Raw genomic sequence first — 23,975 nt, 5'->3', positions numbered from 1 at the left:
GCAGACTGGCCAGCGTGGCACGCACAGTGACGTCCGGCCCCGGTCCGGTCCGCAGGGCGGGGACCGCTGTCGCGCGTGCCGCGCAGCGTACGTCGGGCGCCGTGGTGCGCCGTGTCCGGCGCCACACACACGCCGGAGGCGCGGGCGAGTCGGGCCTGGCGAAGCTGATCGAGTTGCACGCGGTGAACAGCGCGGGCGACATGCTGATCACGGTCGCGCTCGCCAGCACGATCTTTTTCTCGGTGCCGACGGGCGAGGCCCGCGGGCGGGTCGCCCTCTACCTGCTGGTGACGATGGCGCCGTTCGCCCTCCTCGCGCCGGTCATCGGCCCGCTGCTGGACCGGGTGCCGCACGGGCGGCGCGCGGCGATGGCGGTGTCGATGCTCGTACGGGCGATCCTCGCCTGGACGATGGCGAGCGTGGTGGCGACGGCGGGGCTGGAGCTGTACCCGGCCGCGCTGGGGGTGCTGGTCGCCTCGAAGGCGTACGGGGTGGTGCGCAGCGCGGTCGTGCCGCGTCTGCTGCCGGCCCGGACGACGCTGGTGAAGGCGAACTCGCGGGTGACGCTGGCCGGGCTGCTGGCCACGGCCGCCGCCGCGCCGATCGGCGGTCTGCTGCATCTGCTGGGGCCGGGCGCGCCGCTGTACGGGGCCTTCGTGGTCTTCGCCTGCGGCACCCTGCTGTCCTTCTCGCTCCCCCACAAGGTCGATTCCGCCAAGGGCGAGGCGCGTGCGGAGCTCACGGCGGGCGGGGCGGCCACGGCCGGCGGGCCCTTCCTGGACGAGGAGGGCAGGCGGCCGGGCAAGGGGCGGCGGCCCGGCCTGGGCAGCGTCGGCGGTCCCGTGCTGCACGCCCTGCAGGCGAACGCGGCGCTGCGCGCGCTGTCCGGCTTCCTGACGCTCTTCCTCGCGTTCCTGCTGCGCGACCACCCGCTCGGCGGCCTGTCCGGCCCGGTCTCGCTCGGTGTCGCCGCCGTCTCCGCGGGTGTGGGCAACGCCTTCGGCACGGCGCTGGGCTCGTGGCTGCGGGACCGCGGCCCGGAGCGGATCATCATGTTCGCGCTGGTCGGCGCACTGACGGCGACGTGCGTGGCGGCTGCCCGGTACGGGCTGCTGACGATCGCGCTGGTCGCGACCGCCGCCGGTGTCGCCCAGGCGCTGAGCAAGCTCTCCCTGGACGCGATGATCCAGCGCGACGTGCCCGAGGAGGTGCGCACCTCGGCCTTCGCCCGGTCCGAGACCGCGCTGCAGCTCGCGTGGGTGATCGGCGGTGCCATCGGCATCGTGCTGCCGCTCAACGGCACCCTCGGGATGTCCGTGGCCGCCTGCCTGGTCGCCGTCGGCTTCTCGTTCTCGGTCCGCGGCCTGGTCTCCGCCTCGCGCGGCCGGGCGACGCGCCCCCGGACGGTGTAAAGGGCCCGGCGTTTTCGGCGGCAGCCGTGTGCCGCGGCGGGCCGGGCGCCGGCCGGGTGGCGAAAACCCGAGGTGGCGGGGACACGAGGCGACCCCCGCGCAGCGCGGACGCGGCCGCCCGGTAGCCTCACCCCCATGAGCATTCGCCGCCGTGCCGCCGCCCTCGGTGCCGTGTCCCTCGGGCTTCTCGCCCTTTCCGCCTGCGAGAAGCCGACGCCCCTGGCGACCGTCACCGTCGGCGGCGATACCGTGACCACCGAGGCAACCGCCGACTGTTACGCCGATGGTGACAAGCTGTCGGAGAAGGTCTTCCTGGCCTGCCTGAACGGCACGCCGAAGAAGACGCTCACGGTGCACGCCGGGGACAAGGTGCGGGTCGGTGTCGACCCGGCGATCGGCGAGAAGGGCTGGATCGTCGCGAGCGGCACCTCCGGCAAGTCCGGACTGCTGAAGGACGTGACCTACCGCTCCTTCGACGCGGAGACGCTGTTCTCGGACGCCCAGACCGGGCAGACCGCCGACCAGATCACGCTGAACGTCATCGAGACCGCCGGTACCCAGCAGTATCTGGGCGTCTGGCAGTTCAAGCTGAAGATGGCGGACTGACCGGCGCGCCGCGGATGACTCCCCGCCTTCTGGTCGTCACCGCCGTAGCGGCGGAACGGGACGCGGTCGTACGCGCCCTCAGCAGCCGTCCCTCCGAGCACCCGCTGCCCGGCCGGCGGATGGCCCTGCGCACCCCGACGGCCACGGTGCTGGCCGCGGGCGTGGGCCCGGCGGCCGCTGCCGCCGGCACGGCCGCGGCGCTGGCCAGCGCCCCGTACGACCTGGTGGTGTCGGCCGGCATCGCCGGCGGGTTCGAGCCCGTCGCGCGGATCGGTTCGACCCTGGTCGCCGACGCGATCGTGGCGGCCGACCTCGGCGCCGAGGGACCCGAGGGCTTCATCCCGGTCGCGGAACTGGGCTACGGCACCTCCGCGCACCGGCCGCCGCCGGAACTGTCGCGGCGCGTCGCGGAGGCGCTCGGCGCCGAGTACGGACCGCTGCTGACCGTCTCCACCGTGACCGGCTCCGCCGAGCGGGCCGCCGAGCTGATCAAGCGGCACCCCGGCGCGGTGGGCGAGGCCATGGAGGGCTTCGGGGTCGCCGAGGCGGCCACGGCGCACCGGGTGCCGGTGCTGGAGATCCGCACCGTCGCCAATCCGGTCGGGCCGCGCGACCGCGCGTCCTGGCGGGTGCCCGACGCGCTCGACGCGCTCACGGAGGCGTTCACGCTCCTCAGGAAGCAGCCGGACCTGCTGGACGTTGGAGACCCGCATGAGTGAACCCGCCGCGCTGCGCATCGCCTACTCGCCCTGCCCCAACGACACGTTCGTCTTCCACGCCCTCGCGCACGGCCTCGTGCCCGACGCGCCGGACGTGGACGTGACGTTCGCGGACATCGACGTCACCAACGGCATGGCCGAGCGCGGCGAACTCGACGTGCTCAAAGTGTCCTACGCCGTGCTGCCGTACGTCCTCGACGAGTACGCGCTGCTGCCCGGCGGCGGCGCGCTCGGCCGGGGCTGCGGCCCGCTGGTGCTGACCGCCGAGGAGGGCTCCGGCAAGGGCGCCGACCTCAGCGGGCGCACGGTCGCGGTGCCGAGCGAGCGCTCGACGGCGTACCTGCTCTTCCGGCTCTGGGCGGCGGCCGAAGTGCCGGGCGGCGTGGGCGAGATCGTCGTCCTGCCGTTCCACGAGATCATGCCCGCGGTGCGCGACGGCCGGGTGGACGCGGGCCTGGTCATCCACGAGGCGCGCTTCACCTATCAGAACTACGGCCTGCACAAGCTCGCCGACATGGGCGAGCACTGGGAGCAGACCACCGGCCTGCCCATTCCGCTGGGCGCGATCATCGCCAAGCGCTCGCTGGGCGGGGACCGGCTGCGCGCACTCGCCGACGCGGTGCACACCTCCGTGCACATGGCCTGGGACGACCCGGACGCCTCCCGCTCCTACGTCATGGAGCACGCGCAGGAGATGGACCCGAAGGTGGCGGACCAGCACATCGGGCTGTACGTCAACGAGTTCACCTCGGCCCTCGGCGAGGACGGCTACGCGGCGATCCGCGGCCTGCTCACCCGGGCGGCGGCCGAGGGACTGGTACCGCCCCTCGGCCCCGGCGCGCTGGACTTCTGACGCCCGCTCCCGGTCGCCCGGTCAGCCGGGCGGCCGGCGGTTCGGTCAGACGTCGAGCTGGTCGGCGACGACCCGCAGCACGGACGCGATCTTGTGGCCGTGCTCCTTGTCCGGGTACCGGCCGCGCTGCAGCGAGCGGGCGACGTCCTCCAGCAGGGTCGTGAGGTCCTGGACGATCGGGGCCAGTTCGTCCGGCTTGCGGCGCTGGGCGGCGGCCACGGAGGGCGCGGGGTCGAGCAGGACCACCGAGAGGGCCTGGTCGCCACGCTGTCCGGCGACCACCCCGAACTCCACGCGCTGGCCCGGCTTGAGCACGGCGACCCCGTCCGGCAGCACGGAGGAGTGGACGAAGACGTCACCGCCGTCGTCGCGGGAGAGGAAGCCGAAGCCCTTCTCGCTGTTGAACCACTTCACCTTGCCGGTAGGCACGTCCGACCTCGTCCTCGCTGTAGAAGGAAAAAGCACTTGGATAGCAAGACAGCGGGTCCCTTCGCAGACCCGCTGCCCCAAGGCTAATGGCCCCGGGGCGTGTGACAAGACGCCGTCGGCTTCTCTCCCCGGTGGTCGTCATCCGGCCGGTGCGCTGCGTCTTCCTCCCGCGATCTACCCTGGTGCGGTGAGTAACGAAACCCGGAAACCGGGCGATGTGCTGGTGCGCGTCGGCGGCGTGGTCTTCGCCGTCGGAGCGCTGGCCACACTCGCCACCGTGGCACCTCTCCTGCTCGGCTCCGACCCGCTGCCGACCGCCGCCTACCTGGTGTCCATGCTGATGGGCGTCGGCTTCGCCCTGGCGCTGGCCGGATTGCTGCGGTCGGCCCGCGCGCAGAGCCGTCAGGCCACGACGTCCGGGACGTAGCCGGCGAACCAGCCGGGGAACTCCGTCAGATCCGCCAGGACGACGTCCGCGCCCGCGGCGCGCAGTTCGTCTGCGCCGACCGGCCCGGTGGGGACGGCCACGGACAGCGCACCCGCCGTACGGGCCCCCACGACGTCGCCGACGTGGTCGCCGACGTAGACGGTCACCCCGTACTCGGTGAGGGCTTCGGCCTTCGCCTCGGCCCACAGTGAGCCGCGCAACGCGTCGACGGCGATGCCGAGGTGGTCCAGGTGCAGCCGGGCGTTCGGCGCGTGCTTCGCGGTGACCACGACGACCCGCCCGCCGCCCGCGCGCACGGCGGCCACCGCCTCCCGGGCACCGGGCAGGGCGGGGGTGGGGACGATCGCGTACTCGGGGTACAGCGCCCGGTAGCGGTCGGCCACCGCCGGGATGTCCTCGGCCGGGAACCAGTGGGCCAGTTCCAGCTCCAGGGGCGGCCCGAGGCGCGTGACGGCGAGCGCGGAGTCGATGGCGACGCCGGTCTCCCCGGAGAGGCGGTCGAAGGCGGCCTGGATGCCGGGGCGGGAGTCGATCAGGGTCATGTCGAGGTCGAAGCCGACGGTTATGGGCATAGCAGACACCCTAACCAGCGGCTAACGGCCCGAACGGCCCGCCCGGTGCCCCCGCCACAGCAGGAACAGCGCCGAGGCCACGGCCGCGACGCGGAGAACGACGGGGAAGGCGTCGCCGATCGCGTCCCTCATGTGCCCCTGCGGGATCGGCTCGCCCCAGCGGCCGTCGAGCCGCCCCCACAACCACACCAGGGTCCCCGCCGCCACCGCCCCGGGCAGGCCCAGCGCGGCGAACCGGGCCGCGCGGCGGGACAGCCGGCGGGAGGAGTACGCGAGCGCCCACCCGGCGAGCAGGGCGATCCAGGAACCGAGCACCGCCCCGGCGAGCAGCAGCAGCGCGGCCAGCGTCTCCAGCCACGCCGACGGCCGCCACGACCGCCTCCGCGGCGCCCCGGCCCGGCCGGACTTCCCCGGTTCCTCCTCCTGCTCCTGCTCCTGCTCCTCGTCCGGCTCCGGCTCGGATGCGGGCTCGGGGGGCGTCATCGGGATCGTCACCCCGCCCGTCATCCCGGGCAGCCCCGCCAGTTCGTCCCCCGGCACCACCGGACGCAACGCCGGCTGCCGCGCCTCCGCCAGCCGCCACCAGTCCGGCTCCACGGCGGGCTGCGGCGCCGACTGCGACGCCGGCTGCGGCTGCGGCTCACTGCGCTGATGCGGCAGCGCGGCGGCGTCCCGCACCACCTCGTCCGGCGACCCCAGCCGCTTCAGGATCCGCCGGACCGCCGCGGAACTGTCGCCGCGGCCGCGCTCGCGGTCGATGTCCTCCCGCAGCCGCGCCACCAGCTCCGCCCGGCGGGCCGCGGGCAGCGCCGTCTGCGCCAGGTCCCCCACCCTGCTCAGGTAATCCAGCACCAACCGGTCGCCCTCCGCACCCATGCCCCCGAAACTACCGCCTCGCCCCCGCCCGACACCTCGCGCAGCGGATCCCCGGGAGGCGAGGGAAGGGGATATGGACCGCGTCAGGGAGGGCCGCCGGGACCGGCCGGGGGATTACGCACGGGGGCGGCGCGGCTAATGTGGGTGAGATGACCACCGAAGGGCCCGCGGCTGCGCCGCGCACGCTGGCGGAGGATCTCCGCGCCCGGGGCGACGGGGCGTTGTCCGCGCTGCTCCGGGCGCGTCCGGACCTGCTGAGTCCCGTACCGAACGACCTGTCGCAGCTGGCGACCCGCGCCGGGACGCGGGCATCGGTGGTGCGGGCGCTGGAGCGGCTGGACCGCTTCACGCTGCAGGCGGCGGAGGCGCTCGCGGTCGCACCGGACGGCGCGCCGCTCGGAACGCTGCTGTCGCTGATGGGACCGGAAGCCGCCGACGCGCTGCCCAGGGCGCTGGAGACGCTGCGGACGCAGGCGCTCCTGTGGGGCGGGGACGACCGGCTGCGGCTGGTGCGGACCGCGCGGGACATCCTGGCGCCGGCCGCGGGGAGCGTTTCGCCGACCGGGCTGGGCCCGAGCGTGGCCGAGGCGACGTCGGGGATGTCGCCGGGGCGCCTGCAGCAGATCCTGGAGACGGCCGGGCTGCCGCCGACCCACGACCCGGTGAGCGCGGTGGACGCGCTGACCGCGCTGTTCGCGGACCGGCCGCGGATGACCGCGCTGCTGGAGGCGGCGCCGTCGGAGGCCGTCGCGGTGCTGGGCAGGCTGACCTGGGGCCCGCCGTACGGCGAGGTCGCGGACGTCGGCACCCCGCCCGCGCCCGTGCGGTGGCTGCTGGAGCGGGGACTGCTGCTGCCGGCCGGTGCCCGCAACGTCGTCCTCCCCCGTGAGGTCGCCCTGCATCTGCGGGACGGGCGTGCGCACCGCACGCCCGAACCGGTGCCGCCGGCGGTGGAACCGCGGGCACACGATCCACAGGCTGTGGACGCGACCGCCGCCGGCCAGGCGTTCACGGCCATCCGCACGGTCGAGGAACTGGTCAAGCAGTGGGAGACCGGCGGCCCGCAGATACTGCGCGCGGGCGGGCTGAGCGTGCGCGACCTGAAGCGGGTGGCGACGGCCCTGGACGTGGCGGAGCCGGTCGCCGCGTTCTGGCTGGAACTCGCCTACGCCGCAGGCCTGATCGCCTCGGACGGCGAGCTGGACGAGGCGTACGCGCCCACGCCCGAGTACGACGAATGGCTGCCGCTCCCGGCCGAGCAGCGCTGGGCCGTGCTGGTCACGGCCTGGCTGACGGCCACCCGCACCTCCGGTGTGGTGGGCACCCGGGACGCCAAGGGCCGCGCCCTGGCCGCGCTCGGCCCCGACCTGGACCGCTCGCTCGCGCCCGAGGTCCGCCGCCAGGTGCTGGACTTCCTCGCCGCACTGCCGGCCGGCGCCTCCGCCACACCCGACGCCCTGCTGGCGCGGCTGCGCTGGGAGCGGCCGCTGCGCGGCGGTGCGTCGATGGACGGGCTGCGCGCCGACCTCGTGCGGTGGACGGCTTCGGAGGCCGAACTGCTGGGGGTGACGGGACGCGGCGCGCTGGCGGCGCACGGCCGGGCGCTGCTGTCCGCGGCCGGCGACCGGGCCGCGCGCGCCGCCGCGCTGCTGCGGCCGCTGCTGCCCGAACCGCTGGACCACGTACTGCTGCAGGCCGACCTGACCGCTGTCGCGCCGGGCCCGCTGCAGCCGCACCTGGCGGAGACGCTGCACGTGCTGGCGGACATCGAGTCCAAGGGCGGCGCGACCGTCTACCGCTTCACGCCCGAATCCGTGCGGCGCGCCCTGGACGCCGGGCGCACGGCGGCCGAGCTGCACGCCTTCCTGGCGGCGCACTCGCGCACCCCCGTGCCTCAGCCGCTCAGCTACCTCGTCGACGACGTGGCCCGCCGCCACGGGCGGCTGCGGGTGGGCGCGGCCTCGGCGTACCTGCGCTGCGACGACGACGCCCTGCTCAGCGAGGTGCTGGCGGACCGCCGGGCGGCGGGCCTCGGGCTGCGCCGCCTCGCACCGACCGTACTGGCCGCCCAGGCCGACCCGGGCACCCTGCTGGAACGCCTGCGGGCGATGGGGCTGGCCCCGGCGGCGGAGTCCGCCGAGGGGGACGTGCTGATCACTCGCGCCGACGCCCGCAGGACGCCGCCGCGGAGCGCCCCCGTCCCCGTGACCGACGGCCCTCCGGTCCCGGACGGCACGCTGCTCATGGCCGCGGTGAAGGCGATCAGGGCAGGCGACCGCGCCTCCACGGCGGTGCGCCGGGAGAGCGTGCCGCGCCCCGCCGCGGGCGGCGACCGGGGACTGCCCCGCACGGCCGCGGCGGAGACCCTGGCCACGATGCAGGCCGCCGTGCTCACCGGCGAATCCGTGTGGATCGGCTACGTCAACGCGGACGGCGCGGCCAGCCAGCGCGTGATCGGCCCCCTCCGCGTCGAGGGCGGCTTCGTCACCGCCTACGACCACACCGCGGACGAGGTCCGCACGTTCGCCCTGCACCGCATCACGGGCGTCTCCGAACTCGCCGACGACTTGGCGTAGGCAGCCCCACCACCGCCCTGCTCGCGCCCCCGTCCGCGGCAAGCCCCGCACGGGCGCGAGGAACCGCGCGCCCAGCCCCCCAGGGGCGCGAGGAACCCGCGGCGACCCGCGAGCCCGACGGCCCGGCGCAGCCGTCCGCCGGGGCGCAACGCCCGACCGCAGCCGGACGGACCCCGGACGCGCGGTCACGGCGGCCGCAGGCCGCAGGCCGCAGGCCGCAGGGGCATGGAAAACGGGGACCGGAGCGTTAACGCGGGGCGATGAGGGACCATGGGTAGTTCAGCCCGGCCCCGGTTCCGGCCCCGGCCCGCCCCTATGCGGAGGTTTGTGTGTCCTGTCTGATCGTCCAGAGCGACAAGACCCTGCTCCTGGAGGTCGACCACGAGCTGGCCGACGAGTGCCGCCGGGCCATCGCCCCGTTCGCCGAGCTGGAGCGCGCGCCGGAGCACATCCACACCTACCGCCTGACGCCGCTCGGCCTGTGGAACGCGCGGGCCGCCGGGCACGACGCGGAGCAGGTGGTGGACGCGCTGGTGAAGTTCTCCCGCTACCCCGTACCGCACGCGCTGCTCGTGGACATCGCCGAGACCATGGACCGGTACGGCCGGCTGACGCTGAGCAAGCACCCGGCGCACGGCCTGGTGCTGACCTCCACGGACCGGCCGGTGCTGGAGGAGATCCTGCGCTCGAAGAAGGTGGCCCCCCTGGTGGGCGCCCGGATCGACCCGGACACCGTGGTCGTGCACCCCTCCGAGCGCGGCCAGATCAAGCAGGTGCTGCTGAAGCTGGGCTGGCCCGCCGAGGACCTGGCCGGCTACGTGGACGGCGAGGCGCACCCGATCGAGCTGGCGGAGAACGGCTGGGCGCTGCGCCCGTACCAGAAGCAGGCCGTCGAGGGCTTCTGGCACGGCGGCTCGGGCGTGGTCGTCCTGCCCTGCGGCGCCGGGAAGACGCTGGTCGGGGCGGGCGCGATGGCCGAGGCGAAGGCCACGACGCTGATCCTGGTGACGAACACCGTCTCGGCCCGGCAGTGGAAGCACGAGCTGGTGAAGCGGACCTCGCTGACCGAGGACGAGATCGGCGAGTACAGCGGCACGCGCAAGGAGATCCGCCCGGTCACCATCGCCACGTACCAGGTGCTGACGACCAGGCGGAAGGGCGTCTACCCGCACCTGGAGCTCTTCGACTCCCGGGACTGGGGCCTGATCGTCTACGACGAGGTGCACCTGCTGCCCGCGCCGGTCTTCAAGTTCACCGCCGATCTGCAGGCCCGCCGCCGGCTCGGCCTGACCGCGACGCTGGTGCGCGAGGACGGCCGGGAGTCGGACGTCTTCTCGCTGATCGGCCCCAAGCGCTTCGACGCGCCGTGGAAGGAGATCGAGGCGCAGGGCTACATCGCGCCCGCGGACTGCGTGGAGGTGCGGGTCAACCTCACCGACTCCGAGCGCCTGGCGTACGCCACCGCCGAGGCCGAGGAGAAGTACCGCTACTGCGCCACCACTGCGACCAAGCGCAAGGTCACCGAGGCGCTGGTGGCCAAGCACCAGGGCGAGCAGACGCTGGTCATCGGGCAGTACATCGACCAGCTGGACGAGCTGGGCGAGCACCTGAACGCCCCGGTCATCAAGGGCGAGACGACCAACACGCAGCGCGAGAAGCTCTTCGAGGCCTTCCGGCAGGGCGAGATCTCGGTGCTGGTGGTCTCGAAGGTCGCCAACTTCTCCATCGACCTGCCGGAGGCGACGGTCGCCATCCAGGTCTCGGGCACCTTCGGGTCCCGTCAGGAGGAGGCGCAGCGCCTCGGCCGGGTGCTGCGGCCGAAGGCGGACGGTCACGAGGCCCGCTTCTACTCGGTGGTCGCGCGCGACACGATCGACCAGGACTTCGCCGCCCACCGGCAGCGCTTCCTGGCCGAGCAGGGGTACGCGTACCGCATCGTCGACGCGGACGAGCTGCTCTGACGGCCGCCGTCAGTAGCGCGTGCCGTCGGGGCCCAGCAGGACGATGCGGACAGCGCTCGTCAGGTAGACCTTGGCGGCACGCAGCGCGTTGCCGAGGAGGTACCGCGGGGGGCGGTGCGCCGCGTCCGCCGTCAGGGCGGTGCTGCCCCGGACGCGGGATGTGCGGGCTCGTGCCATGCCCCCAATGTACGCACAAGTGATGCTTTGGGGAGAGCTGTGCCCGGGTGCGGCGGGAAACCCGTTCGCGCCCTCCGTCCCGGCGGCGTAGGATCCCTCCTCTTGCCGCCCGCCCCCCTGGGACGGTGCCGCCGGCCGGACGGAAACCGGCCGGGTCATGGTGTTACTCGCATTCGTATCAGGACAGCGCCCCGCCCCCCGCGCCCCCGCGCGCGCCGGTCCGGGGCCGGCTGAGCCATGCCCTACGTGCCGCCGGAGGCAACCCGTGCCCGGGGAACAATCCCTCACGACCGACAATCCGCTCGACCGCGAACGCGCCCACCTGGCCGCGTCCCGCACCGCCCTGCGCGCCATGCGCGCCGACGTCGAGGCGCTCGACATCAAGGACGTCACCGCCAACTGGGTGAACGCCGAAGTGCTCCAGGCGGAGATCGACACGCGCATCAAGGCCCTCGCGGACCTCGCCCACACCCCGCTCTTCTTCGGCCGTCTCGACTACCTCGACGGCACCAAGGACGACGCGGACGGCGAGGAGGCCGAGCACCGCTTCTACATCGGCCGCCGCCACGTCCACGACGCCGACGGCGACCCGATGGTCATCGACTGGCGGGCGCCGGTCTCCCAGCCCTTCTACCGCGCCTCGCGCAAGGACCCGCAGGACGTCGCGCTGCGCCGCCGCTTCGGCTACACCGCCGGCGACCTGACCGCGTACGAGGACGAGCACCTCACCGACCCCCGCGAGGCGCAGACCTCCAGCAAGCTGCTCCAGCAGGAGATCGAGCGGCCCCGCGTCGGACCGATGCGGGACATCGTCGCCACGATCCAGCCCGAGCAGGACGAGATCGTCCGCGCCGGGATCGGCGGCACGGTCTGCGTGCAGGGCGCGCCCGGCACCGGGAAGACCGCCGTCGGCCTGCACCGGGTGGCGTACCTGCTGTACGCGCACCGCGAACGCCTCGCCCGCACGGGCACGCTCGTCATCGGCCCGAACGCCTCCTTCCTGCACTACATCGAGCAGGTGCTGCCCGCGCTCGGCGAGCTCAGCGTCAAGCAGGCCACGGTCGACGACCTGGTCGCGCACGTCCCCGTCCGGGGCACCGACAGCGCGGCGGCCGCCGGGGTGAAGGGCGACGCGCGCATGGCGGAGGTGCTGCGCCGGGCGGTCCGCTCGGGCATCCGGATGCCCACCGAGCCCGTCGTGGTGGTGCGCGGCTCGCGGCGCTGGCGGGTTCCCGCCTACGCGCTGGAGGAGCTGGTCCGTGAGCTGATGGACCGCGACATCCGCTACGGCGCCGCCCGCGAGGCCCTGCCGCAGCGGATCGCGCACGCCGTGCTGGTGCAGATGGAGGCGGCCGGCGAGGCGCCGGACGACCGCGTGCAGGACGCGGTGGCGCGCAACGCGGCGGTCAAGGCGGCCGTGAAGGAGGTCTGGCCGCCGGTGGACCCGGCGAAGACGGTGCTGCGGCTGCTGTCCGAGCCGGAGTTCCTGGCGCGGTGCGCGGAGGGCCTGCTCACGGAGGAGGAGCAGAAGGAGATCCTCTGGGCGAAGCCGGCGCGGGGGGTCGCCTCCGCGAAGTGGTCGGCGGCCGACGCCGTGCTGATCGACGAGGCCCACGACCTGGTGCAGCGCACCGGTTCGCTCGGCCACGTCGTCGTGGACGAGGCCCAGGACCTGTCCCCCATGCAGTACCGGGCGGTCGGGCGGCGCTGCTCCACCGGTTCCGCCACCGTCCTGGGGGACCTGGCCCAGGGCACCACGCCCTGGGCCACCGCCACCTGGGAGGAGGCGCTGACGCACCTCGGCAAACCGGGCTCCCGGGTCGAGGAGCTGACCCAGGGCTTCCGCGTGCCGCTGGAGGTCATCGCCTATGCCTCCCGGCTGCTGCCCGCCATCGCCCCCGGCCTGACCGAGGCCACGTCCGTCCGCGACAACCCCGGCGCCTTCTCCGTCACCCAGGTGCCCGCGGACGGACTGACCGCCGCCGTGGTCACCGCCTGCCGCGAGGCCCTGGACCGCGAGGGCTCCACCGGCCTCATCTCCGCCGACGCCCGCATCCCGGTGCTGGCCGAGGCGCTGTCGGCGGCCGGGCTGCCCTGCCTCTCCCCCGGTGAGGAGACCACCCCGGACGTCCGGCTCACTCTCGTCCCCGCCTCCCTGGCCAAGGGCCTGGAGTACGACTACGTCGTCCTCGACGAGCCCGCCGCCGTCGTCGACGGCGAGCCCGACGAGCGCACGGGCCTGCGCCGCCTGTACGTCTCCCTCACCCGGGCCGTCTCCGGCCTCGCCGTCCTGCACTCCGCCCCGCTGCCGGAGGCGCTGCGGTAGGCCCCGGGCGGCGCTACTTCGAGGGTGCCGCCGCGAGGAGGGCCGCCCGCAGGTGGCCGTCCGCGTCCGTGAGGAGGCGGGCGGCCGTCGCCGCGTCGACCCCGGCGAGCAGGACGAGGACCGCGTGCTTCACCTCGCCGCCGGTGGCGGAGAGGGCGGCCTCGATCTCGTCGTCGGGGGCGCCGGTGGCCTGGGCCACGATGCTGCGGGACCGGGCGCGGAGCTTCTCGTTGGAGGCCCGGACGTCGACCATCAGGTTTCCGTAGGTCTTGCCCAGCCTGATCATCGTGATGGTCGAGAGCATGTTGAGGACGAGCTTCTGGGCGGTGCCCGCCTTGAGCCGGGTGGAGCCGGTGAGGAACTCCGGGCCCGTGACGACCTCGATGCCGTGTTCGGCGGCGGCGGCGAGCGGGGAGCCGGCGTTGCAGGACAGTCCGACCGTCAGCGCGCCGCGGGCGCGGGCGTGCTCGACGGCGCCGACCGCGTAGGGGGTGCGGCCGGAGGCGGAGATGCCGACGACCGCGTCGTCCGGGCCGAGCCCGAGTGCGTCGAGGTCCGCTGCGGCCGTCTCGCGGTTGTCCTCCGCGCCCTCGACGGCGTCGGACATCGCGCGCGGGCCGCCCGCGATGAGCCCGATGACCTGGCCGGGCGTGGTGTTGAAGGTCGGCGGGCACTCGCTGGCGTCCAGGACGCCGAGGCGCCCGGCGGTGCCCGCGCCCGCGTAGACGAGGCGGCCGCCGCGGCCCATCCGGGCGGCGATGCCGTCGATCGCGGCGGCGATGGCGGGGAGTCGGGCGGCGACGGCGGCCGGGACGGTGCCGTCCTCGGTGTTCATCAGGCGGGCGATGTCGAGAGTCGGGAGCCGGTCGATGTCGGCGAGGTCGGGGCGGAAGGCCTCGGTGGTCAACCGGTCCAGTTCGCGGCGGAGCTCGCGGTGCGTCATGACGGGTGGTTCCTTCGGGGGCTGTGGCGATGGGCCAGGGCTTCGTACGAGGCGGCCAGGGCCGGTCCCGCGGTGTCGTAGGTGCGTTGCGCGACGCCGATGAACAGGCAGTCCACGACCAGCAGTTGACTGGTGCGGCTGGACATCGCGGCCGGACGGAACTCGCTCTCCCTGCCACTGGAGGTGAGGAGCACGTGGTCGGCGTACTGGCTGGCCGTGCCGTCGGCGCGGCCGGTGATCGCGATCGTGGTGGCGCCCCGGTCGAAGGCGGCACGCAGCGGTTCGACCACGTCGTGGGTGTGCCCGGAGTGGGTGACGGCCACGGCCACGTCGCCCTGCCGGAGCTGCACGGCGTTGGTGACGGCGAGGTGCGGGTCGCTCAGGGCGTGCGCGATGAGGCCGATCCGCAGCAGCTTCTGCACCAGGTCCTGGGCGACCAGGCTGGAGGCCCCTATGCCGTAGACGTCGATGCGACGGGCGGCGGCCAGCGCGCCGACCGCGGCCTCCAGTTGGGCGACGTCCAGTTGCGCGGCGGTGTCGGCGAGGCAGCGCTGCTCGTCCTCCGCGAGCTTGGCGACGACGTCGGACAGCGGGTCGCCGACGGCGATGTCCGGGGTGACGGCGGGCCGGCCGCCGGCCTCCTCGCGGGCGGCGAAGGCGGCCAGGGCGAGGCGCAGATCGCGGTAGCCGGGGTAGCCGAGCAGCCGTGCCGTGCGGACGACGGTGGCCTCGCTGGTCCCGGTACGGACGGCCAGCGCGGTGACGGTGAGCCGGGAGCAGCCCGCCGGGTCGGCGGCGACGGCCTCCGCGACGCGCAGCATCGAGCGGGTCATGGAAGGAGCCAGGGTCCGGACCTTGGCGGCCAGCCCCCCGGTGCTGAAGGTTTCTTTCGTCTTCTCGGCCACACCGCGAAAGCTATTTTCGGGGCCGGACGGCGTCAAGGACGTCCGGACGGCCGCTGGGCGACAATAAGGGGCATGGATTCCGACGTCCCCGGCTCCGCCGACGCCCCCGACGCCCCCGCCGCACTGGAAGCCGCGCTGCACAGCGCCCGCGCGCTCATCCTCGCCGACCTCACCGCCACCGACGTGACCGACGCCGGGATCGTCTCCCTCGTCGAGGACACCGTCGCGCAGCGCCGGTGCTGGGTGGAGCAGTGGCCGGACGGTGCCGCGTTCGTCGCGGGCCTGGTCGCCCAGGACGTCAAGGACGCCCTGCTGGAACGGATGGGCCGGTGGCCGCTGTGCCCGCGCTGCGCGGACCCGCACGCCCTGGACGTCGAGCCCGAGCTGGGGCCCGACCCGCACTGGGTCTGCGAATCGCTGGGCGAGGTCGTGGCCCCGGTCGGCTCGCTGGCCGCCGCGCTGGGCGGGGCCCGCTGACCGTGACCCTCTACATCGACCCGCCGACCTGGGCGGGTCACGGCAGGCTGTGGTCGCACCTGGTCAGCGACGCCTCGTACGAGGAGCTGCACGCGTTCGCCGCGGCGATCGGATCACCGCGTCGGGCGTTCGACGGGGACCACTACGACCTGCCGAGCGAGCGGTACGCGTCCGCGGTGGCCGCGGGGGCGGTCGAGGTCGGCAGCAAGGAGTTGCTGCGCAGGCTGACGGAGGCGGGGCTGCGCAGGCCCAAGCGGCGGCGTCCTCCGGACGCGGGTGCGTAGATTTTTTTGCGGGGGGGTGCGGTGCGGGTGCGTCGTGGCTGGGCGCGCGGTTCCCCGCACCCCTCGGGGGCCTGACCGTCGCGGGTCCCGTGCGGGTGCGCCGTGGCGGGGCGCGCAGTTCCCCGCACCCCTCGGGGGCCTGACCGTCGCGGGTCCCGAGCGGGTGCGCCGTGGCGGGGCGCGCAGTTCCCCGCACCCCTCGGGGGCCTGACCGTCGCGGGTCCCGAGCGGGTGCGTCATGGCTGGGCGCGCGGTTCCCCGCGCCCCTCGGGGGGGGCGACGTGAGTCCCGTGCCGGTGCGCCGTGGCTGAGTGCGCAGTTCCCCGCGCCCCCGAGGGGCCCGGTGCGGGTGCGCCGTATGCCGCGCCCCAGGGGGCACGGGGGGTCAGGCGCTGACGTAGGCGGCGAGGTGGGTGGCGGTGAGGGTGGTGCCGGAGGCGACGAGGTCGGCGGGGGTGCCCTCGAAGACGATGCGGCCGCCGTCGTGGCCGGCGCCCGGGCCGAGGTCGATGATCCAGTCGGCGTGGGCCATGACCGCCTGGTGGTGCTCGACCACGATGACCGACTTGCCGGAGTCGACGAGCCGGTCGAGCAGGCCGAGCAGTTGCTCGACGTCGGCGAGGTGCAGGCCGGCGGTCGGCTCGTCCAGGACGTACACGCCGCCCTTGTCCGCCATGTGCGTGGCCAGCTTGAGCCGCTGGCGCTCGCCGCCGGACAGCGTGGTGAGCGGCTGGCCGAGGCTGAGGTAGCCGAGGCCGACGTCGGCGAGGCGGCCGAGGATGGCGTGCGCGGCCGGGATGCGGGCCTCGCCCGCGCCGAAGAACTCCTCCGCCTCGGTCACCGACATGGCGAGCACCTCGCTGATGTCACGGCCCCCGAGGCGGTACTCCAGCACCGCCGCCTGGAACCGCCTGCCCTCGCACTCCTCGCAGGTCGTGGCGACGCCCGCCATCATCGCGAGGTCGGTGTAGACGACACCGGCGCCGTTGCAGACCGGGCAGGCGCCCTCGGAGTTGGCGCTGAACAGCGCCGGTTTCACGCCGTTGGCCTTGGCGAACGCCTTGCGGATCGGCTCGAGCAGCCCGGTGTAGGTCGCCGGGTTGCTGCGCCGCGAGCCGCGGATCGCGCCCTGGTCGACCGAGACCACGCCCTCACCGGCCGGGATCGACCCGTGCACGAGCGAGCTCTTGCCGGAGCCGGCGACACCGGTGACCACGGCCAGCACCCCGAGCGGGATGTCGACGTCGACGCTCTGCAGGTTGTGCGCCGTCGCGCCGCGGATCTCCAGCGTGCCGGTGGGCTTGCGCACGCTCTCCTTGAGCGTGGCCCGGTCGTCGAAGTGGCGTCCGGTGACGGTGCCGGCCGTCCGCAGTCCGTCGACCGTGCCCTCGAAGCAGACGGTGCCGCCCGCCGTGCCGGCGCCGGGGCCGAGGTCGACGACGTGGTCGGCGATCGCGATCACCTCGGGCTTGTGCTCCACGACGAGGACCGTGTTGCCCTTGTCCCGAAGCCGCAGCAGCAGGCCGTTCATGCGCTGGATGTCGTGCGGGTGCAGGCCGACGGTGGGCTCGTCGAAGACGTAGGTGACGTCGGTGAGCGAGGAGCCGAGGTGGCGGATCATCTTGACGCGCTGCGCCTCGCCGCCCGACAGCGTGCCCGACGGCCGGTCCAGCGAGAGGTAGCCGAGACCGATCTCGGCGAACGAGTCGAACGTGTCCACCAGGGCCGTGAGCAGGGGAGCGACGGACGGCTCGTCCAGCCCCCTGACCCACTCGGCGAGGTCGCTGACCTGCATCGCGCAGGCGTCGGCGATGCTGATCCCGGCGATCTTCGAGGACCGGGCCGACTCGCTCAGCCGGGTGCCGTCGCACTCGGGGCAGACGGTGAAGGTCATCGCCCGCTCCACGAACGCCCGGACGTGCGGCTGCAGCGCGTCGACGTCCTTGGAGAGCATCGACTTCTGGATCTTCGGGATCAGCCCCTCGTACGTCAGGTTGATCCCCTCGACCTTGATCTTGGTCGGCTCCTTGTGGAGGAGGTCGTGGAGCTCCTTCTTGGTGTACTTGCGGATCGGCTTGTCCGGGTCGAAGAAGCCGCTGCCCTTGAAGATCCGGCCGTACCAGCCGTCCATGCTGTAGCCGGGGACCGTGAGCGCGCCCTCGGCGAGCGACTTGCTGTCGTCGTAGAGCTGGGCCAGGTCGATGTCGGTGACCGTGCCCCGGCCCTCGCAGCGCGGGCACATGCCGCCGAGGCGGTTGAAGGTCGCCTTCACCGTCTTCTTGGCGCCGCGCTCGACGGTGATCGCGCCGCTGGCGCGGACCGAGGCGACGTTGAAGGAGAACGCGTTGGGCGAGCCGATGTGCGGCTGCCCGAGCCGGCTGAAGAGGATCCGCAGCATCGCGTTGGCGTCGGTGGCGGTGCCGACCGTGGAGCGGGGGTCGGCGCCCAGCCGCTGCTGGTCGACGATGATCGCGGTCGTCAGCCCCTCGAGGACGTCGACCTCGGGCCGGGCCAGCGTCGGCATGAAGCCCTGCACGAACGAGCTGTAGGTCTCGTTGATCAGGCGCTGCGACTCCGCGGCGACCGTGCCGAAGACCAGCGAGCTCTTGCCCGAGCCGGAGACGCCGGTGAACACGGTCAGCCGGCGCTTCGGGATCTCGACGCTGACGTCCTTGAGGTTGTTCACCCGCGCGCCGAGCACGCGGATCAGATCATGGCTGTCGGCACCGTGCGGCGCGGCCGGCCCACGCACGGAGGGGGCCGTCCTCGTGTCCGTGCTCATCGTGTCTGGTCTCCCTCTGGTCCTCGGGCCGGGTGCCCGCCGACATCGAACAGTACGTCGCTCAGCTGTCCTGGAGCAGCCCGAGGACGTTGCCGTCGGGGTCGGTGAAGGTGGCCACCAGGCGGCCGCCGCCGACGTCGTGCACCGGCTCCTTCACCGTGCCGCCCGCGGCCGTCACCTCGGCGAGCTTCGCCTCGATGTCGGCCACGTGCCAGTAGGTCACCGGCGAGGTCATGCTCTGCGGTCCGCCGTTCGGCACCAGGCCGATGTGCTGGCCCTCGGCCTCGAAACCGACGTAGTACTCCCCGTCGTGCTGCGGCGCCGTGCCGAGCAGGGCGGCGTACACCCCCTTGGCCTTCGCCAGGTCCGATACGGGGTGCAGCACGGTCTTGATGCCCTGGGTGGAAGATCCGCTCATGGTGGCTCACTCCTGAGGTCGTGGGTCCTGCCGGGGCGGCGGCGGTGCCGCCGTCGCTCTCCCGGCCACGCTAGTCGTGACCCCGCGGCCGGGGCTTCTCGAATCCTGACCGGTCCGCCGCCGCGCCGCTCAGAGCGGATCGCCCGTGAGGCGCCCCGCGGGGAGCGTGCGCCCGCACAGCGCGGACGCCAGGTCGCCGGCCGCACCGCTCAGGCCGGGGCCGGAGCCGTAGGACCAGTCCAGGTCGGTGGCCCGCAGCGCGCGGCCGTCGATCGCCACCCCGAAGTGGGTGTGGCCGCCACCGTACGTCAGGTCGTTCAGGACGGCGGTGACGGCCGGCTCCGAGGCGGTGCGCTCCCCGCCGAGCGGCACGGTGATGTCGAGGCCGTGGATCACCACGTGGTTGAGGGCACCGCGGACCCCGCCGCCCGGCGGGGTCCAGTGGTGCATGACCTGCGAGCGCAGCCCGGCGACGAGCACGTCCTGCGGCAGCGCGGCGTCGCGGGCGGCGACGGCGTCGGACAGCCGGGTGAAGTCGTAGTCGCAGGCGCGCAGTTCGGCCATGAACTCGTCCTCGGTGTACCGCGCGGCCATGGTCATGTGGGCGACGACCTCGCGCACCCGCCAGCCCTCGCACAGTGACGGCGTGTCCCACCGCTGCTCGCCCGCCGTGTCGAGGAGGTCGGCGAGGGAGAGGTACGCGGCGGTGACGGCGGTGCGCAGTGCGGCGTCATCGGTCATGGCGGTGCTGCCTTCCGGTGGGTGCGGTGAACGGCACGTCTCAAGGGGCAGACCGGTCCCGCGGCGCGGAGTCATCGGCGGAGAGCAGGAGTTCCAGTTCGGTGGTGAGGTTGCGGCGGGCGGTGTCCTCCCACCGTTCGTAGCCGATGGTGGTGCGGAACAGCCGTGGCAGCGCGAGGAGCTGGCGCAGCACACCGGCGCGGCCGGCCCGGAAGGCGTCGTCGGGGACGAAGCCGTACTCGTCGCGGACCGCGGCGGCGTAGGCGGCGTACGCGACGGGGTCGCCGGCCAGGACCGCGAGGTCGGCGTCGCACAGCACCTGGCCGTTGCGGTCGCCGTCGCCGGGGTGGTGGGTGACGGTGAGCCGGACGAGGCGCACGACCTCGGCGGTGATGGTGTCGGGGACGCCCGCCTCGGGGAGCGCGCGTTCGGCGAGGCGGGCGCTGCGCTCCTCGTTCTCCGAGCGGTCGGGGCGGTAGACGGCGTCGTGGAACCACGCGGCGAGCAGCACCGCGTCGATGTCCTCGGCGTACTCGGCCAGGGAGTCGACGTGGACGAGCACCGCGGCCAGGTGGTCGGTGGTGTGGTAGCGGCGCTGCGGCTCGGCCCAGCGGGCGAGCAGGTCCTCGCCGTAGGGCCTCGGGTCGACGGACTCGGTCTGGCAGCGGCGCAGCAGCGCGCTCCAGTGCGTCAGCAGCTCGGGATCGGTGGCGGCCATCTGGCCATTGTGGAGTACGGGGGTCGCGGGCCGGCGGAGGCATGTGGGATCCTGGATATATGTCTAGACCAATTTTCGAAGTGATCGCGCTCGACGTCGACGACGCACGCGCGGCCCAGACGGGGGGCGCGGACCGCCTCGAACTGGTCACCGACATGTCCGCCGACGGCCTCACCCCGCGCCGGGAGGTCTTCGCGGCCGTGCGTGCCGCGGTGGACGTACCGGTGCGGGTGATGCTGCGCGGCCGGGCCGACTTCGCGGCGGGCGACGCCCGGGAGGTCGACGCGCTGTGCGCGGCGGCGGCCGCCCTGCGCACCGAGGGCGCCGACGAGTTCGTGCTCGGCTTCCTGGACGCGGGCGGCGGGCCCGACCTGGGGGCGGTGCGGCTGCTGGCCGACGCCGTCGGCCCGGGGGCGCGCTGGACGTTCCACCGTGCCATCGACCACTGCGCGGACCGCACCGGGCTGCGCGCGGCGCTGCGCGGACTGCCCGGGCACGACACGTACCTCACGGCGGGATCGGCCCGCGGCGTCGACGCCGGCCTGGGCGTCCTGGTCGCGGAGGCGGCCGAGGGCGTGCCCGGCGATCCGCAGCTGATGGTCGGCGGTGGCCTGCGCGCCGAGCACCTGCCCCGGCTGCTCGCCGCGGGCATCGACGCCTTCCACGTCGGCGGCGCGGTCCGCCCCGGCGGCTGGGCGGGCCCCGTCGACGCGGAGGCCGTACGGACCTGGCGCGATCTGCTCGACGCGCCGGTCGCCGTCGGCTAGCCCCGGTTCCCGGGAACGCCCGAGGGCGGCACCCCGTGCGGGGTGCCGCCCTCGATCGTGTACCGCTGAACCCTCGCGGGATCAGAAGTCCATGTCACCGCCCGGCATGCCGCCGCCGGCCGGGGCCGCGGCCTTCTCCGGCTTGTCGGCGATGACGGCCTCGGTGGTGAGGAAGAGCGCGGCGATGGAGGCCGCGTTCTGCAGCGCGGAGCGCGTCACCTTGGCCGGGTCGATGATGCCCTCGGCGATCAGGTCGACGTACTCGCCGGTCGCGGCGTTGAGGCCGTGACCCGGGGTGAGGTTGCGGACCTTCTCCACCACGACGCCGCCCTCGAGGCCGGCGTTGACCGCGATCTGCTTCAGCGGGGCCTCCAGGGCCAGCCTCACGATCGCCGCACCGGTGGCCTCGTCGCCGTCGAGCTCGAGCTTCTCGAAGACGTTGGACGCCTGGAGCAGGGCCACGCCACCACCGGCGACGATGCCCTCCTCGACGGCGGCCTTGGCGTTGCGCACCGCGTCCTCGATGCGGTGCTTGCGCTCCTTGAGCTCGACCTCGGTGGCCGCGCCGGCCTTGATGACGGCCACGCCGCCGGCCAGCTTGGCGAGGCGCTCCTGGAGCTTCTCGCGGTCGTAGTCCGAGTCGCTGTTCTCGATCTCGGCACGGATCTGGTTGACCCGGCCCTGGATCTGGTCGGCGTCGCCGGAGCCGTCCACGATGGTGGTCTCGTCCTTGGTGACGACGACCTTGCGGGCGCGGCCCAGCAGCTCCAGACCGGCGTTCTCCAGCTTGAGGCCGACCTCCTCGGACACCACGGTGCCACCGGTGAGGATGGCGATGTCCTGGAGCATGGCCTTGCGGCGGTCGCCGAAGCCCGGGGCCTTGACGGCGACGGACTTGAAGGTGCCGCGGATCTTGTTGACGACCAGGGTCGACAGGGCCTCGCCGTCCACGTCCTCGGCGATGATCAGCAGCGGCTTGCCGCCCTGCATGACCTTCTCCAGGAGCGGCAGCAGGTCCTTGACCGCGGAGATCTTGGAGTTGACGATCAGGATGTACGGGTCGTCGAAGACGGTCTCCATACGCTCCAGGTCGGTGGCGAAGTACGCCGAGATGTAGCCCTTGTCGAAGCGCATACCCTCGGTGAGCTCCAGCTCCAGACCGAAGGTCTGGGACTCCTCGACGGTGATGACGCCTTCCTTGCCGACCTTGTCCATCGCCTCGGCGATGAGCTCGCCGATCTGGGGGTCAGCGGCGGAGATGGAGGCGGTGGAGGCGATCTGCTCCTTGGTCTCCACGTCCTTCGCCTGCTCGAGCAGGGCGGCGGAAACGGCCTCGACGGCCGCCTCGATGCCACGCTTCAGGGCCATCGGGTTGGCACCCGCGGCCACGTTGCGCAGGCCCTCGCGGACCAGCGCCTGGGCGAGGACGGTCGCGGTCGTCGTGCCGTCACCGGCGACGTCGTCCGTCTTCTTCGCGACCTCCTTGACCAGCTCGGCGCCGATCTTCTCGTACGGGTCCTCGAGCTCGATCTCCTTGGCGATGGACACACCATCGTTGGTGATCGTGGGGGCGCCCCACTTCTTCTCGAGGACGACGTTGCGGCCCTTGGGGCCGAGGGTGACCTTGACGGCGTCGGCGAGCTGGTTCATCCCGCGCTCGAGACCGCGCCGTGCCTCCTCGTCGAACGCGATGATCTTGGCCATGTGAAGTGGTCCTCCCGGACTTGGGGTCCCCCCGCGGCACACGGCTGCGGGGAAGGATTACTCCAGGACCGCGCCGGCGCCCGCGACGGACGGCCTGCCTCCCGCCGGTTCCTTTCCGGCGGTCGAACGGGCCTCACCCACTCGGTCCTTTGTCACTCTCAACGTCAGAGTGCTAACGCCAATGATTAGCACTCGCCCTAGGAGAGTGCAAGCCGCTCGGCCGGTCTCCCGCGGGGCCGCCGAAGATCCCCCGGCGTCCGCCGGCGCCCGGGGAACGCGCGAAGGCCCGCCCCTGTGGAGGGGGCGGGCCTTGACAGTGATGTTCGAGCGCGTTCGTACGTGGCGCTCCGTGGCCGATGCGCGGCGTCAGCCGGCGGCAAGGCGGACCATGTCCGCCTGCGGCCCCTTCTGGCCCTGCGAGATCTCGAACTCGACCCGCTGGCCTTCCTCGAGGGTGCGGTAGCCGTCCATCTGTATCGCGCTGTAGTGCACGAAGACGTCCGCACCACCGTCGACCGCGATGAAGCCGTAGCCCTTCTCCGCGTTGAACCACTTGACGGTGCCCTGAGCCATTCCTAACTCCCCTATTGCTGGCCCTTCACAGACCCGCACCTCGCGGACCCGGGTCAGACCTCACCCCCTACAGCCAAGGGGGCGTGCGCCGGAACGCGTCGACCGCGGCTGAATGTATCTGCACGGACGCTGTCTGCAACAGGTCAATCGGACGAGAAATCCGGGCACGGAAAAAGGGAAGAACGGCTCGAACGGCCAACAATCCGGGGCAACTCGGGCGGGACATATGTCGCCAACACGACAATCACCGCTGGAATTTGGCGATAAATCGCCGACAAGGACGCCCCGTGAAGAGGGTTTGCGCAGAGCGTTGCAGGGGGTTGCGAGCCTCCGGAGCAACTGTACAGCCCTTCAACTACCCCTCACGCACACAGGGGTGCCGGGAGCAACTCCCGGCACCCCTGGCCGTTCCGCGGCGCTCGCGGCTCAACAGCCCCCGGCGACCGCCGGGATGATCGAGACGGACGCGCCGTCGGCCACCACGGTCTGCAGGCCCTCGGAGAAGCGGACGTCGTCGTCGTTGACGTAGACGTTCACGAAGCGGCGCAGCTTGCCCGTGTCGTCCAGGACGCGGGCCGAGATACCGGGGTGGTCCTTCTCCAGCGACTCGATGACCTCGGCCAGCGTGCCGCCGGCGGCGGGCACCTCGGCCCGGCCGCCGGTGTAGGGGCGAAGGATGGTGGGGATGCGGACGTTCGCGCTCATGAT

General features: G+C 73.5%; 24 protein-coding genes. 11 read left to right on the top strand and 13 right to left on the bottom strand.

The window, feature by feature from the left end; genetic code table 11:
* Window positions 1-14: 14 nt before the first annotated feature.
* The 4 genes from PV364_RS27215 (at window position 15) to PV364_RS27200 (ending at window position 3,590) form a co-directional block, all read left to right on the top strand.
* Window positions 15-1,412 carry an MFS transporter gene (locus PV364_RS27215; protein ID WP_415924610.1) on the top strand — a complete coding sequence of 466 codons (1,398 nt, stop codon included), beginning with the start codon at window positions 15-17 and terminating at the stop codon, window positions 1,410-1,412.
* A 135-nt stretch (window positions 1,413-1,547) separates the two neighbouring features.
* Window positions 1,548-2,018, top strand: coding sequence for a hypothetical protein (locus tag PV364_RS27210; protein ID WP_319662977.1), 471 nt, complete (start codon window positions 1,548-1,550; stop codon window positions 2,016-2,018).
* Between the two features lie 14 nt (window positions 2,019-2,032).
* On the top strand, window positions 2,033-2,737 hold the full coding sequence (locus tag PV364_RS27205) for a futalosine hydrolase (RefSeq protein WP_319662976.1): 705 nt from the start codon (window positions 2,033-2,035) through the stop codon (window positions 2,735-2,737).
* The gene (locus PV364_RS27200) at window positions 2,730-3,590 is read left to right on the top strand and encodes a 1,4-dihydroxy-6-naphthoate synthase (protein ID WP_319662975.1); all 861 of its coding nucleotides are present in this window, start codon (window positions 2,730-2,732) and stop codon (window positions 3,588-3,590) included. The genes PV364_RS27205 and PV364_RS27200 overlap by 8 nt, the downstream gene beginning before the upstream one ends.
* A 45-nt stretch (window positions 3,591-3,635) precedes the next feature.
* Here PV364_RS27200 and PV364_RS27195 read toward each other — a convergent pair whose 3' ends face one another.
* Window positions 3,636-4,019 (bottom strand): cold-shock protein, encoded by a 384-nt coding sequence (locus tag PV364_RS27195; RefSeq protein WP_319662974.1) that lies wholly within the window; start codon window positions 4,017-4,019, stop codon window positions 3,636-3,638.
* 187 nt (window positions 4,020-4,206) lie between these two features.
* On the opposite strand from PV364_RS27195, the gene PV364_RS27190 reads away from it, so the two are divergent.
* Window positions 4,207-4,446, top strand: coding sequence for a hypothetical protein (locus tag PV364_RS27190; protein ID WP_319662973.1), 240 nt, complete (start codon window positions 4,207-4,209; stop codon window positions 4,444-4,446).
* On the opposite strand, the gene PV364_RS27185 is transcribed toward PV364_RS27190, so the two are convergent.
* Together PV364_RS27185 and PV364_RS27180 are read right to left on the bottom strand one after the other, a co-directional pair.
* Window positions 4,422-5,039, bottom strand: a complete 618-nt coding sequence (locus PV364_RS27185) for an HAD family hydrolase (protein WP_319662972.1) — start codon at window positions 5,037-5,039, stop codon at window positions 4,422-4,424. The genes PV364_RS27190 and PV364_RS27185 overlap by 25 nt on opposite strands.
* 21 nt (window positions 5,040-5,060) lie before the next feature.
* Complete coding sequence (locus PV364_RS27180; RefSeq protein ID WP_319662971.1) at window positions 5,061-5,915, bottom strand: HAAS signaling domain-containing protein; 855 nt, start codon at window positions 5,913-5,915, stop codon at window positions 5,061-5,063.
* A 149-nt stretch (window positions 5,916-6,064) separates the two neighbouring features.
* Between PV364_RS27180 and PV364_RS27175 the strand changes: the two genes are divergently transcribed.
* Together PV364_RS27175 and PV364_RS27170 are read left to right on the top strand one after the other, a co-directional pair.
* Window positions 6,065-8,491, top strand: a complete 2,427-nt coding sequence (locus tag PV364_RS27175; RefSeq protein ID WP_319662970.1) for a helicase C-terminal domain-containing protein — start codon at window positions 6,065-6,067, stop codon at window positions 8,489-8,491.
* Window positions 8,492-8,820: 329 nt separating this feature from the next.
* Window positions 8,821-10,452, top strand: a complete 1,632-nt coding sequence (locus PV364_RS27170; RefSeq protein ID WP_319662969.1) for a DNA repair helicase XPB — start codon at window positions 8,821-8,823, stop codon at window positions 10,450-10,452.
* A gap of 9 nt (window positions 10,453-10,461) precedes the next feature.
* Here the strand turns inward: PV364_RS27170 and PV364_RS27165 are convergent, their stop codons facing one another.
* Complete coding sequence (locus tag PV364_RS27165; protein ID WP_319662968.1) at window positions 10,462-10,629, bottom strand: hypothetical protein; 168 nt, start codon at window positions 10,627-10,629, stop codon at window positions 10,462-10,464.
* Between the two features lie 157 nt (window positions 10,630-10,786).
* Between PV364_RS27165 and PV364_RS27160 the strand changes: the two genes are divergently transcribed.
* Window positions 10,787-12,955 carry a HelD family protein gene (locus tag PV364_RS27160; RefSeq protein ID WP_415924609.1) on the top strand — a complete coding sequence of 723 codons (2,169 nt, stop codon included), beginning with the start codon at window positions 10,787-10,789 and terminating at the stop codon, window positions 12,953-12,955.
* Window positions 12,956-12,968: 13 nt separating this feature from the next.
* On the opposite strand, the gene murQ is transcribed toward PV364_RS27160, so the two are convergent.
* Together murQ and PV364_RS27150 are read right to left on the bottom strand one after the other, a co-directional pair.
* Window positions 12,969-13,898 carry an N-acetylmuramic acid 6-phosphate etherase gene (murQ, locus tag PV364_RS27155; RefSeq protein ID WP_319662966.1) on the bottom strand — a complete coding sequence of 310 codons (930 nt, stop codon included), beginning with the start codon at window positions 13,896-13,898 and terminating at the stop codon, window positions 12,969-12,971.
* Window positions 13,895-14,803: a MurR/RpiR family transcriptional regulator gene (locus tag PV364_RS27150; RefSeq protein ID WP_319662965.1), complete on the bottom strand. Its 909-nt coding sequence runs from the start codon at window positions 14,801-14,803 to the stop codon at window positions 13,895-13,897. The genes murQ and PV364_RS27150 overlap by 4 nt, the downstream gene beginning before the upstream one ends.
* A gap of 72 nt (window positions 14,804-14,875) precedes the next feature.
* Between PV364_RS27150 and PV364_RS27145 the strand changes: the two genes are divergently transcribed.
* The gene (locus PV364_RS27145; protein WP_319662964.1) at window positions 14,876-15,280 is read left to right on the top strand and encodes a hypothetical protein; all 405 of its coding nucleotides are present in this window, start codon (window positions 14,876-14,878) and stop codon (window positions 15,278-15,280) included.
* Between the two features lie 2 nt (window positions 15,281-15,282).
* The gene (locus tag PV364_RS27140; RefSeq protein ID WP_319662963.1) at window positions 15,283-15,564 is read left to right on the top strand and encodes a DUF4031 domain-containing protein; all 282 of its coding nucleotides are present in this window, start codon (window positions 15,283-15,285) and stop codon (window positions 15,562-15,564) included.
* A gap of 385 nt (window positions 15,565-15,949) precedes the next feature.
* Here the strand turns inward: PV364_RS27140 and PV364_RS27135 are convergent, their stop codons facing one another.
* The 4 genes from PV364_RS27135 to PV364_RS27120 all read right to left on the bottom strand — a co-directional run bounded on the left by PV364_RS27135 (window position 15,950) and on the right by PV364_RS27120 (window position 20,223).
* Window positions 15,950-18,346, bottom strand: a complete 2,397-nt coding sequence (locus tag PV364_RS27135) for an excinuclease ABC subunit UvrA (RefSeq protein ID WP_319662962.1) — start codon at window positions 18,344-18,346, stop codon at window positions 15,950-15,952.
* A gap of 61 nt (window positions 18,347-18,407) precedes the next feature.
* Entirely contained in the window at window positions 18,408-18,764 is a 357-nt protein-coding gene (locus PV364_RS27130; protein ID WP_319662961.1) for a VOC family protein, read from the bottom strand.
* A gap of 129 nt (window positions 18,765-18,893) precedes the next feature.
* Complete coding sequence (locus PV364_RS27125) at window positions 18,894-19,505, bottom strand: maleylpyruvate isomerase family mycothiol-dependent enzyme (RefSeq protein ID WP_319662960.1); 612 nt, start codon at window positions 19,503-19,505, stop codon at window positions 18,894-18,896.
* Between the two features lie 40 nt (window positions 19,506-19,545).
* On the bottom strand, window positions 19,546-20,223 hold the full coding sequence (locus PV364_RS27120; RefSeq protein WP_319662959.1) for a hypothetical protein: 678 nt from the start codon (window positions 20,221-20,223) through the stop codon (window positions 19,546-19,548).
* 59 nt (window positions 20,224-20,282) lie between these two features.
* Between PV364_RS27120 and PV364_RS27115 the strand changes: the two genes are divergently transcribed.
* Window positions 20,283-20,990, top strand: a complete 708-nt coding sequence (locus tag PV364_RS27115; protein ID WP_319662958.1) for a copper homeostasis protein CutC — start codon at window positions 20,283-20,285, stop codon at window positions 20,988-20,990.
* An 81-nt stretch (window positions 20,991-21,071) separates the two neighbouring features.
* Here the strand turns inward: PV364_RS27115 and groL are convergent, their stop codons facing one another.
* From groL to PV364_RS27100, 3 genes are all read right to left on the bottom strand, one after another.
* Complete coding sequence (groL, locus tag PV364_RS27110) at window positions 21,072-22,694, bottom strand: chaperonin GroEL (RefSeq protein WP_319662957.1); 1,623 nt, start codon at window positions 22,692-22,694, stop codon at window positions 21,072-21,074.
* Between the two features lie 366 nt (window positions 22,695-23,060).
* Window positions 23,061-23,267, bottom strand: a complete 207-nt coding sequence (locus PV364_RS27105; protein WP_005486335.1) for a cold-shock protein — start codon at window positions 23,265-23,267, stop codon at window positions 23,061-23,063.
* A gap of 426 nt (window positions 23,268-23,693) precedes the next feature.
* The gene (locus PV364_RS27100) at window positions 23,694-23,972 is read right to left on the bottom strand and encodes a ubiquitin-like small modifier protein 1 (protein ID WP_319662956.1); all 279 of its coding nucleotides are present in this window, start codon (window positions 23,970-23,972) and stop codon (window positions 23,694-23,696) included.
* Window positions 23,973-23,975: the final 3 nt, after the last annotated feature.

Source organism: Streptomyces sp. MI02-7b (assembly GCF_033793585.1).
Classification (GTDB): Bacteria; Actinomycetota; Actinomycetes; order Streptomycetales; family Streptomycetaceae; genus Actinacidiphila.
The sequence above is the reverse complement of the archived record's forward strand: the minus strand, read 5'-3'. Positions and strand labels throughout refer to the sequence as shown.

Excerpts from the sequence above, each read along its gene's own strand:
- PV364_RS27105 (WP_005486335.1), bottom strand. The coding sequence starts at position 23,267 with ATGGCTCAGGGCACCGTCAAGTGGTTCAACGCGGAGAAGGGCTACGGC.
- PV364_RS27100 (WP_319662956.1), bottom strand. The coding sequence starts at position 23,972 with ATGAGCGCGAACGTCCGCATCCCCACCATCCTTCGCCCCTACACCGGC.
- PV364_RS27200 (WP_319662975.1), top strand. The coding sequence starts at position 2,730 with ATGAGTGAACCCGCCGCGCTGCGCATCGCCTACTCGCCCTGCCCCAAC.
- PV364_RS27125 (WP_319662960.1), bottom strand. The coding sequence starts at position 19,505 with ATGACCGATGACGCCGCACTGCGCACCGCCGTCACCGCCGCGTACCTC.
- PV364_RS27145 (WP_319662964.1), top strand. The coding sequence starts at position 14,876 with ATGGATTCCGACGTCCCCGGCTCCGCCGACGCCCCCGACGCCCCCGCC.
- PV364_RS27175 (WP_319662970.1), top strand. The coding sequence starts at position 6,065 with ATGACCACCGAAGGGCCCGCGGCTGCGCCGCGCACGCTGGCGGAGGAT.
- PV364_RS27180 (WP_319662971.1), bottom strand. The coding sequence starts at position 5,915 with ATGGGTGCGGAGGGCGACCGGTTGGTGCTGGATTACCTGAGCAGGGTG.
- PV364_RS27120 (WP_319662959.1), bottom strand. The coding sequence starts at position 20,223 with ATGGCCGCCACCGATCCCGAGCTGCTGACGCACTGGAGCGCGCTGCTG.
- PV364_RS27160 (WP_415924609.1), top strand. The coding sequence starts at position 10,787 with ATGGTGTTACTCGCATTCGTATCAGGACAGCGCCCCGCCCCCCGCGCC.
- PV364_RS27210 (WP_319662977.1), top strand. The coding sequence starts at position 1,548 with ATGAGCATTCGCCGCCGTGCCGCCGCCCTCGGTGCCGTGTCCCTCGGG.
- PV364_RS27130 (WP_319662961.1), bottom strand. The coding sequence starts at position 18,764 with ATGAGCGGATCTTCCACCCAGGGCATCAAGACCGTGCTGCACCCCGTA.
- PV364_RS27205 (WP_319662976.1), top strand. The coding sequence starts at position 2,033 with ATGACTCCCCGCCTTCTGGTCGTCACCGCCGTAGCGGCGGAACGGGAC.
- PV364_RS27135 (WP_319662962.1), bottom strand. The coding sequence starts at position 18,346 with ATGAGCACGGACACGAGGACGGCCCCCTCCGTGCGTGGGCCGGCCGCG.
- PV364_RS27165 (WP_319662968.1), bottom strand. The coding sequence starts at position 10,629 with ATGGCACGAGCCCGCACATCCCGCGTCCGGGGCAGCACCGCCCTGACG.
- PV364_RS27185 (WP_319662972.1), bottom strand. The coding sequence starts at position 5,039 with ATGCCCATAACCGTCGGCTTCGACCTCGACATGACCCTGATCGACTCC.
- PV364_RS27115 (WP_319662958.1), top strand. The coding sequence starts at position 20,283 with ATGTCTAGACCAATTTTCGAAGTGATCGCGCTCGACGTCGACGACGCA.
- groL (WP_319662957.1), bottom strand. The coding sequence starts at position 22,694 with ATGGCCAAGATCATCGCGTTCGACGAGGAGGCACGGCGCGGTCTCGAG.
- murQ (WP_319662966.1), bottom strand. The coding sequence starts at position 13,898 with ATGACGCACCGCGAGCTCCGCCGCGAACTGGACCGGTTGACCACCGAG.